The sequence below is a fragment of the Rhizobium sp. YTUHZ045 genome (assembly GCF_051124255.1).
GTDB lineage: Bacteria > Pseudomonadota > Alphaproteobacteria > Rhizobiales > Rhizobiaceae > Rhizobium.
In genome coordinates, this window is sequence record NZ_CP101432.1 from 2,925,242 (window position 1) to 2,937,445 (window position 12,204).

Consider the following 12,204-nt stretch of genomic DNA (forward strand, 5'->3'; position numbering starts at 1 on the left):
GACAGGCCGCATCAAAAAATTATCCAGCTCAGCGGCGATTGCAGGAACCACGGCTCTTACCGAAGGCTAGCCTTCGCTCAATGTCCGCCTGACTGCATTCTTCCAGCCCTTGATCTTTGCCGTCCGCACCTTCTCGTCCATGTCGGGCTCGAACCGCCGGTCGCGTTTCCACGTTGCCGAAAACCCAATCCTATCCGGCCACACCCCCGCCCGGCTGCCGGCGAGCCAGGCCGCACCCAAGGCGGTGGTCTCCAGGATCACCGGGCGGTCGACAGGAGCGTCGAGCAGGTCGGCGAGGCGCTGCATCGTCCAATCGGAGGCGACCATGCCGCCGTCGACGCGGAGCACCGTATCCTCAGCACCATTCTTCCAGTCCTTCTGCATGGCATCGAGCAGGTCCCGGGTCTGGTAACAGACGGCTTCGAGCGCCGCCCGGGAAAGCTCCGCAGGGCCGCTGTTGCGCGTCAGCCCGAAAATCGCGCCGCGCGCCTGGGCATCCCAATATGGCGCGCCAAGCCCGGTGAAGGCCGGGACGAGATAGACCTCCTGCGTGGGATCGGCCTTTTCGGCAAGCGCATTGGTCTCGGCAGCACTATTGATGATGCGAAGCCCGTCCCGCAGCCATTGCACGGCAGCACCCGCGATGAAGATCGAACCTTCGAGCGCATAGGTCGTCTCGCCGTTCAGGCGGTAGGCAATGGTGGTCAGCAGCCGGTTTTTCGAACGCACCATATCGGCGCCGGTATTGAGCAGCGCGAAACAGCCGGTGCCGTAGGTCGATTTCAGCATGCCGGGCGCAAAGCAGGCCTGACCGATAGTCGCCGCCTGCTGATCACCGGCGACGCCGAGGATCGGGATAGCCGCGCCGAAAATCTCCGGATCGACCGTGCCGAAATCGGCAGCGCAGTCCTTGACCTCCGGCAGCATAGCGGCCGGCACTCTCAGAATGTCGAGCAGATCCTCGTCCCATGCATTTTCGGCAATGTTGTACATCAGTGTGCGTGAAGCGTTGGTGGCGTCGGTCACGAAGCTCTTGCCGCCGGTCAGCCGCCAGATCAGGAAGGTGTCGATCGTACCGAAGCAGAGATCGCCTCTGGCCGCGCGCGTCCGCGCCCCCTTCACATTGGCGAGCATCCAGGAGAGCTTGGTGCCCGAGAAATAGGGATCAAGGATGAGTCCGGTCCTTTTTGTGAAAACCCGCTCCAGATCCTGCCGTTTCAGGTTGTCGCAATAGCTTGCCGTGCGCCGGTCCTGCCAGACGATGGCATTCTGGATCGGCCGGCCGGTCTCGCGCTCCCAGACCACCACGGTCTCGCGCTGGTTCGTGATGCCAATCGCGGCGATGTCCTTCGCCGTCAGCTTGGCTTCGCTCAGCGCCATCGTGACGGTGGTGACGACCGAGTCCCAGATCTCCTCGGGATCATGCTCCACCCAACCGGAGCGCGGATAGATCTGAGTGAATTCCTTCTGGCCCTTGCCGACGACCTGCATGTCGCCATCAAAAACGATCGCCCGTGTCGACGTCGTTCCCTGATCAATCGCCAGAACATATCCGCTCATGAAATCCTTCTCCCTAGAGCAATTCCAGCAAAAGTGCGCAGCGGTTTTGCGCCCGGAATTGCGTGGAACAATGAAATAGAGCATTTCCGCGATTCGGAGAAAAACGGAAATGCTCCAGGCTGATTATCATGACAAGGAGACGGATGCGGGCGAGAAAAGCCAATAAAGCGGAATTGCCAGCCAGCCGGCTTTAGGAATAACCTCGCGGCTAACGCTGCGACGCAGCATCGGCATTCAGGGAGAAACAGCATGAGCAGATCAGTCGTCGTCACCGGTTCCACCAGCGGCATCGGCCTTGCGATCGCCACCGCCTTCGCCGAAACCGGCGACAACGTCGTCATCAACGGGTTTGGAAATGCCGATGAAATCAAGGCGATCGTCGAGCGACTTGAATCGGTATCGAAAGGACGGGCGATCTATCATCCGGCCGACATGACCAAGCCCGCCGAAATCGCCGACCTGATCGAAACCGCCGCGAAAACCTTCGGCACCGTCGATGTGCTCGTCAATAATGCCGGCATCCAGCATGTCGAGAAGATCGAGGATTTCCCGATCGAGAAGTGGGACCAGATCATCGCCATTAACCTGTCGAGCTCCTTTCACACCATGCGCGCCGCCATTCCGCTGATGAAGGCAAAGAAGTTTGGGCGCATCATCAACATCGCCTCGGCTCACGGCCTCGTCGCCTCGCCTTTCAAATCCGCCTATGTGGCGGCAAAACATGGTATATTAGGCCTGACGAAGACAGCGGCGCTGGAACTTGCCGCATTCGGAGTGACGGTCAACGCCATCTGCCCCGGCTACGTGCTGACGCCGCTCGTCGAAAAGCAGATACCCGATACCGCCAAGGCCCGCGGCATTACCGAGGAGCAGGTGAAAAGCGAAGTGATCCTCAAGGCGCAGCCGACGCGTGAATTCGTCAAGGCCGAGGAGATCGGCGCGCTGTCGCTCTACCTCGCCAGTGACGCCGCCCGCCAGGTGACGGGAACCCACATCTCGATTGACGGTGGCTGGACGGCGGCCTAACCATTTGGAAAAGACAACCGGGAATACCATGAACGACAGCATTCGCTTCATCCTGAATGGCGAGGACATCGAACTCACCGATGTCGGGCCGACCGAGACGCTTCTCGATTTTCTGCGGTTGAAGCGGCGCCTCACCGGCACCAAGGAGGGATGCGCGGAAGGCGACTGCGGCGCCTGCACCGTGCTCGTCGGCCGGCTCGTCGACGGCAAGCTTGCCTATGAATCCGTCAATGCCTGCATCCGTTTCACCGGCTCGCTGCACGCCACGCACGTGGTGACGGTCGAGCATCTGGCCGGTCGGGACGGCGCGCTGCATCCGGTGCAGCAGGCGCTGGTCGATTGCCACGGCTCGCAATGCGGCTTCTGCACCCCGGGCTTCGTCATGTCGCTCTACGGGTTATGGCTGACCAAGGAAAAACCAAGCCGCCGCGAGATCGAAAAGGCATTGCAAGGCAATCTCTGTCGCTGCACTGGCTATGAGCCGATCGTCAAGGCCGCCGAGCAGGTGAGCCTGATGCGTCCGAGCGCGCTGTTCGATCCGCTGGAGCGCGCGCGTTCGGAAATCATCGCGCGGCTCTGGGCCATGCAGGCGAGCGACACCATCCGGATTTCCAAGGGCGAAGACCGGTTGATCGTACCTGCTTCGGTCCAGGCGCTGGCTGAAGTTCTCTCGCAGGAACCGGATGCGATCGTGGTCGCCGGCTCGACCGATGTCGGCCTCTGGGTGACCAAGCAGATGCGCCGGCTGAGCCCCGTCGTTTTCATCAATCACTTGAGCGAATTGCAGTCGGTCACGGAAAACGAGGACGGTGTCACCATCGGCGCCGGCGTCAGCTATACCGGCGCCTTTGCGGCGATCGCGAAAAAGATCCCGGCGCTCGGACGGCTGATCGACCGCATCGGTGGCGAGCAGGTGCGCAACATGGGCACGATCGGCGGCAACATCGCCAACGGCTCGCCGATCGGCGACAGCCCGCCGCCGCTGATCGCGCTCGGCGCGACGCTGACGCTGCGCTCCCTGGAAGGCCAGCGCAAAATGCCGCTCGAGGATTTCTTTATCGCCTATGGCAAACAAGACCGCAGGCCAGGCGAGTTCGTCGAAAGCGTCTTCGTGCCCTATCCCAAGGCCAGCCGCTTTGCGGCTTACAAGATCACCAAGCGCCGCGACGAGGACATCACCGCCGTGCTCGGCGCCTTCCTGCTGACCCTTGACGATGCCGAGACGGTCACCGACATCCGTGTCGCCTTCGGTGGCATGGCTGCAACGCCGAAACGCGCTCGCACGGTGGAGGGAGAACTGATCGGCAAACCTTGGACGGAAGCAACGATCGAGGCGACCCGCCCCGCCTTCGACGCCGATTTCCAGCCGCTCACCGACTGGCGCGCCACGGCGGAATATCGCCAGCTGACGGCGAAGAATTTGTTGACGCGGTTCTATCTGGAAACGGTAGGGGCGCCGGCCGAACTGAAGCGGTTCGAGGAGGTGGCGTGATGGGTTGTTTCGCAAATTGGCCCCTCGCCCTAACCCTCTCCCCGCTTGCGGGGAGAGGGGACGTGCCTCGCGCAATGTTTGCGAGAGCAAGAGGCGGTGCGGCATATCCCTTCTCCCCGTCAGAACGGGGAGAAGGTGGCGGCAGCCGGATGAGGGGCCACCGCGCGAACAGGGCTGGTCACGGAGGACTGATCTAATGGACAAGTCCACCTTCGAGGACCCTAAAGTCGTCATCTCAGGCCCCATGCACGGCTCGCTGCGCCATGATTCCGCGCACAAACACGTCACCGGAACCGCCGACTACATCGACGATATTCCCGAGCCCGCCGGCCTGCTGCACGGCGCGCTCGGCCTCTCCGACCGGGCACATGCCGAAATCCTCAGCATCGATCTTTCCGCGGTCGCCGCCTATCCCGGCGTCGTCTGGGTCTTCACCGGCAAGGAAGTGCCCGGCGTCAACGACACCAGTTCCAACGGCAGCCATGATGAACCGCTGCTGGCCGAAACTTTGGTTCAGTTCCACGGCCAGCCGATCTTTGCCGTCATCGCCGAGACGCGCGAGGCCGCCCGCCGCGCCGCGCGGCTCGCCAAGATCGACTATCGTGACCTGCCGCACTGGCACGATATCGACGGCGCGCTTGCCAATGGCAGCCCGCTGGTCACAACGCCGATGACGCTGCAGCGCGGCGAGCCGGAAACGGAAATGTCGAACGCCGCGATGCGGCTAAAGGGCCAGATGCGCATCGGCGGCCAGGAGCATTTTTATCTCGAAGGCCATATCGCCGTGGCGATCCCCGGCGAAGATGACGAGGTCACCGTCTGGTCCTCGACACAGCATCCGAGCGAGATCCAGCACATCGTCGGCCATGTGCTGGATATCCCGTCTAACGCCGTTACCGTCAACGTGCGCCGCATGGGCGGCGGCTTCGGCGGCAAGGAAACCCAAGGCAACCAGTTCGCCGCACTCGCGGCGATCGCCGCCAAGAAGCTCGGCCGCGCCGTCAAATTCCGTCCGGATCGTGACGAAGATATGAGCGCCACCGGCAAGCGCCACGATTTCCTCGTTGATTACGAGGTGGGCTTCGACGCCGAAGGTCGTATCCACGCCGTCGATGCGACTTATGCGGCCCGCTGCGGCTTTTCCTCCGACCTTTCGGGCCCGGTGACCGACAGAGCGCTATTCCACGCCGATTCCAGCTATTTCTATCCGCATGTGCATCTGCAGTCGAAACCCTTGAAGACGCACACCGTCTCCAACACCGCCTTCCGCGGGTTCGGCGGGCCACAGGGCATGCTCGGCGCCGAACGCATCATCGAGGAGATCGCCTATGCCCTCGGCAACGATCCGCTCGATATCCGCAAGCTGAATTTCTACGGACAGCCGGGTTCCGGGCGCACACTGACCCCCTACCACCAGGAGGTCGAGGACAACATCATCGCCCGCGTCGTCGAGGAGCTGGAGGAAACGGCCGACTACCGGGCGCGGCGCAACGCCATCATCGCCTTCAACCGCGACAGCCGCTACATCAGAAAAGGCATCGCGCTGACGCCGGTCAAATTCGGCATCTCCTTTACGATGACCGCCTTCAACCAGGCCGGCGCCCTCGTCCACATCTATCAGGACGGCTCGATCCACCTGAACCACGGCGGCACCGAAATGGGCCAGGGCCTCTATACCAAGGTGGCGCAGGTGCTGGCCGACAGTTTCCAGGTCGACATCGACCGCGTGAAGATCACAGCGACGACAACGGCGAAAGTGCCGAACACCTCGGCCACCGCCGCCTCTTCCGGCTCGGATCTGAACGGCATGGCCGCCTTCGATGCCGCCCGCCAGATCAAGGAACGTCTGGTAGCCTTCGCTGCCGAGAAATGGGAAGTGGCGCCTTCCGAGATCGTCTTCCTGCCGAACCGCGTGCGCGTCGGCGAGAGCGAGATCCCCTTCCCAGATTTCATCAAGCAGGCCTATTTCGCCCGTGTCCAGCTTTCCGCCGCCGGCTTCTACAAGACGCCGAAGATCCACTGGGACCGCAAGGCCGGCCGCGGCACCCCCTTCTACTATTTCGCCTATGGCGCCGCCTGCACCGAGGTCTCGATCGATACGCTGACCGGCGAATATTTGATCGACCGCACCGACATTCTCCACGATGTCGGCCGTTCGCTGAACCCGGCGATCGACATGGGCCAAGTCGAGGGCGGATTCGTGCAGGGCCTGGGCTGGCTGACGACAGAAGAACTTTGGTGGGACGATAAGGGCCGGCTGCGCACCCATGCCCCGTCGACCTATAAGATCCCGCTCGCCTCCGACCGCCCGAAGATCTTCAACGTGCGGCTTGCCGAATGGTCGGAGAATGCCGAAGCGACGATCGGCCGCTCCAAGGCCGTCGGCGAACCGCCCTTCATGCTGGCGATCTCGGCGCTGGAAGCCCTGTCGATGGCGGTCGCTAGCGTCGCGGACTACAAGGTCTGCCCGAGACTGGACGCGCCGGCGACGCCGGAGCGGGTGCTGATGGCGGTGGAGCGGATGAAGCGGTTGTAGAGATGTGCCCGGCTGATATGGTGTTTGGGCAGAATCGACAGAGTGGGTGGCACCCCCCTCTGTCCTGCCGGACATCTCCCCCACAAGGGGGGAGATCGGATGGGGGGAATGGTTTCCCCAAACAACGAAGGCACTATGACTGCGACGCGGCAGCGGGGGAACGATGGTCTCACCTCTTGCCGATCTCCCCCCTTGTGGGGGAGATGTCCGGCAGGACAGAGGGGGGTGCCACGCCCACATACCGATCGGTCGACCTCTAATGACCACCCTCCCCGCCTTTCTCGCTGCCCACCCCGACGCAATCCTCGTCGACATCACCGGCACGCAAGGCTCCACCCCGCGCGAGGCCGGCGCTTTCATGCTCGTTTCGGCGAACGCCCTCTGGGGCACGATCGGCGGCGGGCAGTTCGAGTTCATGGCAATTGCAAATGCGCGTGAGATTCTGGCTGGAACCGGCGGAGCGATTACCATGGACATCTCGCTCGGCCCCGAAATCGGCCAATGTTGCGGCGGGCGCACGCAACTGCGGTTTCGGCGCTTGACGCAGGCGCTGAAGGATGAGCTCGAGGCAAGGCTTGCCGGCGAGATCGACAGGCTGCCGGAGGTCTTTCTCTTCGGCGCCGGCCATGTCGGCCGGGCGCTGGCGTCGGCCCTTGCGCCGCTGCCGCTGTGCGTGACGGTCGTCGAAACGAGGCAGGAAGAGCTTGCTAACCTTCCGGATGAAATCAACACCCGGCTCGTGCCAATGCCGGAAGCGTTGGTGAAGGATATTTCCGCCGGCGGAGCGGTCGTCATCCTCACCCACGACCACGCGCTGGATTTCCTCATCGCCCGCGAGGCGCTTGAGAGAACCGACCTCGCCTATATCGGCATGATCGGCTCGGCGACCAAACGCGCCACCTTCGCAAGCTGGCTTTCCCGTGAGGCCGGCGGCGACCGCGCCTGGATAGAGCGGCTGACGCTGCCGATCGGCGGTTCGGCCGTCAGGGATAAGCGCCCGGAAGTGATCGCCGCGATGACGGCCGCCGAAATCCTGACGGCACTCGCAGCCTACCGCATGCGCTCGTCTTCATAATAGGGATCGCGGCCGTCGAGGAAACCAAGGTCGCGCTTGACGCGGTCTGGCGTGGCGGAAAGGTCGAGCCGCGGCAAACGGCAGAAGCGATTGGCGCTTCCCGCCAGCCAACTGGCAAGACGCAGGAAAACACTGCTATTCCGTTGCGGCCGGCTCTCTTCGATAGCTTGGCAATCCATGACGTCACCTCATTAGATTGATGGTATGAGTTGCAGCTTGCCGCTAAAAATGCTGCTATTCCAATCGAACGATCGTCTGCCTGCATCAAGAGAACTTATCCATGAAACTGTCGAAGCAATTTCCGCTGAATGCGCTGCGCGTCTTCGAAGCCGCCGCCCGGCTCGGCAGCTTCACCAGGGCAGGTGATGAGCTCGGCATGACGCAGACGGCCGTCAGCTATCAGATCAAGCTCCTGGAGGAGAATGTCGGCGAGCCGCTCTTCCTGCGCCGCCCCCGCCAGATCGCGCTGACGGAGACCGGCGAGCGGCTGGCCCCGAAGGTGACCGAGGCCTTTGCCATGCTGCATGATGCGATGGCAACGGCGCGCGACAGCGTCGAAGGCACGCTCGCCATCAGCTCGACCCATACCTTCGCCTCGAAATGGCTGGCGCCCCGCCTCGGCTCCTTCCATTTGAGGCATCCGGCGATCGCGGTGCGGTTTCAGGCGACCTCCGACATCATCGACTTCGCCCGCGAACAGATCGACGTCGGCATCCGCTGGGGCGACGGCAACTGGCCGGGGCTCGCGCTGCACCGGTTGATGGGCCTGGAGTTCACGCCGATGCTGAGCCCGAAGCTGGCGGAATCGGCAGGCGGCATTAAGGAGCCGCGCGATCTCCTGAAATTCGACCTCTTCGACGCCGGCGACATCTGGTGGAAGCAATGGTTCGAAGCTGCCGGCGTTACCGATACGGATCTCGATCGGCGCCCGCGCAACCAGTTGGGCTCTCAGGCGATGGAAGCCGACGCGGCGATCGCCGGTCACGGCGTCGCCATCCTCCACCCCGCCTTCTATGAGGCGGAGATCGCGCTCGGCCGGCTCTATCAGCCTTTCGACCTGACCCGCAGCGACGGCAAGGCCTACTGGCTCGCCTATCCCGAAAATCGCCGCAACGTGCCGAAGATCAAGGCCTTCCGCAACTGGATCCTGGAAGAGATGAAAGCCGCCGGAAACTGATCCGGCAAACAGATCAGGTCCAATCAGGCTGAATAGGCCTTGCTAGGTTCGGCTTCAAAACCCCATTTCCGGCGCATAGAAGCAGCGCGGCGTGTTCTCGTTGGGAAACAGACAGAGGTGATAATCACCATCGCCGGACTGCATTGCCTTCGTCATCGGCAGCAGAAAGACGTGAGCATGCGTGACCAGCCGGTGGTCGCCCGGCATCAGCGTCACACGATATCCGTTTGGTGTCACCGCCACGCTTTTCGACGGAATCATCTGGCAATCGCCATTATGACTGTCGCCATTGCAACAATAGGGGTCATAACTCCACCCCGAAGGTGCGTCGTGAGCCGTCGCCAACGATGCGTATGCCATCATCACACACGTCAGAATGCTGCGCATGGGCATCTCTCCGTCGATGAATGCGCCGCCGATATCTAACGTTTCTTTTTATTTCATGCCGGCGGCCTGCAAACCTAACTGTATCTGCTCATCATAGTTTCAAGATCGGCAAATCTTTGCCAATCCAGTATGAGACAGTCATAATGCATGGCCTTCTCGGCAGCTTTTAGGCACGGGACGACAGATCGGCGATGCGTCAGCGGTCGCCGACATAGGCGAAACCAATGGCGACTGCCAGCGCCCCGCCCCGGCCCGCCGCCTTGCGAAGGGCCTGTGCGGTTCATCATTCTCCTCTTTCCTCCCCGCCAAAATTTCCGCAATGTCGCGAGTCGGAGGAAGATAGGGGAACTCGATGTATGAATATGCCATAGCATGGGAATGGCTCGCCTTCGCGGCTCGCTGGTTCCATGTCGTCACCGCGATCGCCTGGATTGGATCATCCTTCTATTTCATCGCACTCGATCTGGGACTGGTGAAACGCCCGCATCTGCCGCCCGGCGCCTATGGCGAGGAATGGCAGGTTCATGGCGGCGGCTTCTATCATATCCAGAAATATCTGGTGGCGCCCGCTCAGATGCCGGAGCACCTGACATGGTTCAAATATGAGAGCTATTTCACCTGGATCTCCGGCTTCCTCATGCTCTGCATCGTCTATTACGGCGGTGCCGACCTCTTCCTCATCGACCGGCATGTGCTCGACATCACGCCGCCCGTCGCCATCGCGATCTCGCTGGCCTCTCTGGCATTCGGATGGCTCGTCTACGACCTCTTGTGCAAATCGCCGCTTGGGCGCAACACCTGGGGCCTGATGGCGGTGCTCTATGTCGTCCTGGTCTTCATGGCCTGGGGCTATACGCAGCTTTTCACCGGCCGCGCCGCCTTCCTGCATCTCGGCGCCTTCACGGCGACGATCATGTCGGCCAACGTCTTCATGATCATCATCCCCAACCAAAAGATCGTCGTCGCCGATCTGATCGCCGGCCGCACGCCCGACCCGAAATACGGCCAGATCGCCAAGCAGCGTTCGCTGCACAACAACTATCTGACGCTGCCCGTCATCTTCTTCATGCTGTCGAACCATTATCCGCTGGCCTTCGGCACGGCGTTCAACTGGGTGATTGCGGCGCTGGTCTTCCTGATGGGCGTCACCATCCGCCACTGGTTCAACACCACCCATGCGAGGAAAGGCCGCCCGACCTGGACATGGATCGTTACCGTCATCCTCTTCATCCTGATCATGTGGCTGTCGACGGCGCCAAAGCTGCTGACCGGCGAGACAGATGCGCATGCGACGGCAGTGGCGCCGGCCTTCCAGCAATTCGCCGGAGATCCGCATTTTCCGGCCGTCAAGCAACTGGTCTCGACACGCTGTTCCATGTGCCATGCGGCCGAGCCCGCCTATGAAGGCGTCGTGCGGCCGCCGAAAGGCGTGATGCTCGAAAACGACGCGGAAATTGCCGCCCATGCCCGAGAAATCTATATACAGTCAGGCCGCAGCCATGCCATGCCGCCCGGCAACGTGACCGATATTACCCCGGACGAACGCAGACTGCTCGTCGCCTGGTTCGAAAGCGCAGTCGAAGGCAAGAAACAATGACGACGACACTTCTCCGCGGCCGCCTCCTCTCTTTCCATCGCGCGCCGCTGAGTCTCGCCGACAGCCAGAGTTATCTCTACGAGGAAGACGGTGGCCTGCTGGTCGAGGACGGGCTGATCGCCGCAGTCGGCTCCTATACCGACATCAAGGCAAAGGCAGCCGCTGATGTGGCCGAGATCGACCATCGTCCGCATCTGATCCTGCCCGGCTTCATCGACATGCATCTGCATTTTCCGCAGATGCAGGTGATCGCCTCCTATGCCGCCAACCTGCTCGAATGGCTGAATACCTACACTTTCCCCGAGGAATGCCGCTTCGTCGAAAGTGCGCATGCGCAAAGGATCGCCACACATTTCTACGACGAGCTGATCCGCCACGGCACGACGACGGCCGTCGCCTATTGCTCCGTGCACAAGACCTCGGCCGACGCCTTCTTCGCCGAGGCGATGAAGCGCAATATGCGCATGGTCGGCGGCAAGGTGATGATGGACCGCAACGCTCCCCAGGGCCTGCTCGACACGCCGGAGATGGGTTATGACGAGACCCGCCAGGTGATAGCGGACTGGCACAGCAAAGGCCGCAACCATGTCGCCATCACCCCGCGCTTCGCCATCACCTCGACGCCGGCGCAGATGGAGGCGACCTCGGCGCTCGCCCGCGAATTTCCCGACCTTCACATCCAGACGCATCTTTCGGAAAACCACGACGAGATTAAATTCACCTGCGAGCTCTATCCCGAGGCGATCGACTATACCGACATTTACGCCCGCTACGGTCTGCTCGGTCCGAAGAGCCTCTTCGGCCACGCCATCCACCTGTCCGAACGCGAGGCCGATGTCATGAGCGAGGCCGGCGCCGTCGCCGTCCATTGCCCGACCTCAAACCTCTTCCTCGGCTCCGGTCTCTTTCCGCTGAAGGCGCTGACGCGGCGCCAAAACCCGGTCCGCATCGGTGTCGCAACCGATATCGGCGGCGGCTCCAGCTATTCGATGCTGAAAACAATGGACGAGGCCTACAAGATCCAGCAGCTGCTCGGCGAGCGGCTGAACCCGCTGGAAAGCTATTACCTGATGACGCGCGGCAATGCCGAGGCGCTGTCGCTCGCCGACCGGATCGGCACGCTGGACCCCGGCACCGAAGCCGACCTTGTCGTCCTCGACGCGGCCGCGACCCCGGCCATGGCGCTGAAGATGGAAACGGTAAAGACCCTGCCCGAGGAACTCTTCCTGCTTCAGACGATGGGCGACGACAGAGCGATCGCCGAGACCTACGTTTCCGGCATTGCCTTGAAAACAGGGCTTTGACGATCTCGGTTCCCCCCAACGAGGTACAGTGAAGACCGTCTGAGGCGGAT

The 12,204-nt window shown here is 62.0% G+C and carries 10 protein-coding genes; 7 read left to right on the top strand and 3 right to left on the bottom strand.

Annotation, left to right across the window (positions count from 1 at the left end; translation table 11 throughout):
* Nucleotides 1–66 precede the first annotated feature (66 nt).
* Nucleotides 67–1,560 (bottom strand): glycerol kinase GlpK, encoded by a 1,494-nt coding sequence (glpK, locus tag NMA58_RS14725; protein WP_434710849.1) that lies wholly within the window; start codon nt 1,558–1,560, stop codon nt 67–69.
* 249 nt (nt 1,561–1,809) lie between these two features.
* Between glpK and NMA58_RS14730 the strand changes: the two genes are divergently transcribed.
* From NMA58_RS14730 to xdhC, 4 genes are all read left to right on the top strand, one after another.
* Nucleotides 1,810–2,586: a 3-hydroxybutyrate dehydrogenase gene (locus tag NMA58_RS14730; protein WP_434710851.1), complete on the top strand. Its 777-nt coding sequence runs from the start codon at nt 1,810–1,812 to the stop codon at nt 2,584–2,586.
* A gap of 28 nt (nt 2,587–2,614) precedes the next feature.
* Nucleotides 2,615–4,078 carry a xanthine dehydrogenase small subunit gene (gene xdhA, locus NMA58_RS14735; protein ID WP_434710853.1) on the top strand — a complete coding sequence of 488 codons (1,464 nt, stop codon included), beginning with the start codon at nt 2,615–2,617 and terminating at the stop codon, nt 4,076–4,078.
* A gap of 196 nt (nt 4,079–4,274) precedes the next feature.
* Nucleotides 4,275–6,614 carry a xanthine dehydrogenase molybdopterin binding subunit gene (gene xdhB / locus NMA58_RS14740; protein ID WP_434710855.1) on the top strand — a complete coding sequence of 780 codons (2,340 nt, stop codon included), beginning with the start codon at nt 4,275–4,277 and terminating at the stop codon, nt 6,612–6,614.
* A gap of 259 nt (nt 6,615–6,873) precedes the next feature.
* Nucleotides 6,874–7,689 (top strand): xanthine dehydrogenase accessory protein XdhC, encoded by an 816-nt coding sequence (gene xdhC / locus NMA58_RS14745; protein WP_434710857.1) that lies wholly within the window; start codon nt 6,874–6,876, stop codon nt 7,687–7,689.
* On the opposite strand, the gene NMA58_RS14750 is transcribed toward xdhC, so the two are convergent.
* Nucleotides 7,665–7,868, bottom strand: a complete 204-nt coding sequence (locus NMA58_RS14750; protein ID WP_097597011.1) for a hypothetical protein — start codon at nt 7,866–7,868, stop codon at nt 7,665–7,667. The genes xdhC and NMA58_RS14750 overlap by 25 nt on opposite strands.
* Before the next feature lie 101 nt (nt 7,869–7,969).
* Between NMA58_RS14750 and gcvA the strand changes: the two genes are divergently transcribed.
* A complete protein-coding gene (gcvA, locus tag NMA58_RS14755) occupies nt 7,970–8,866 on the top strand; it encodes a transcriptional regulator GcvA (RefSeq protein ID WP_434710859.1) in 897 nt (298 codons plus the stop codon).
* Between the two features lie 54 nt (nt 8,867–8,920).
* Here the strand turns inward: gcvA and NMA58_RS14760 are convergent, their stop codons facing one another.
* Entirely contained in the window at nt 8,921–9,253 is a 333-nt protein-coding gene (locus NMA58_RS14760; protein ID WP_085778989.1) for a hypothetical protein, read from the bottom strand.
* Nucleotides 9,254–9,605: 352 nt separating this feature from the next.
* On the opposite strand from NMA58_RS14760, the gene puuD reads away from it, so the two are divergent.
* Entirely contained in the window at nt 9,606–10,850 is a 1,245-nt protein-coding gene (gene puuD, locus NMA58_RS14765) for a urate hydroxylase PuuD (RefSeq protein WP_434710862.1), read from the top strand.
* The gene (gene guaD, locus NMA58_RS14770; protein WP_434710864.1) at nt 10,847–12,154 is read left to right on the top strand and encodes a guanine deaminase; all 1,308 of its coding nucleotides are present in this window, start codon (nt 10,847–10,849) and stop codon (nt 12,152–12,154) included. Before puuD ends, guaD begins: the two co-directional genes overlap by 4 nt.
* Nucleotides 12,155–12,204: the final 50 nt, after the last annotated feature.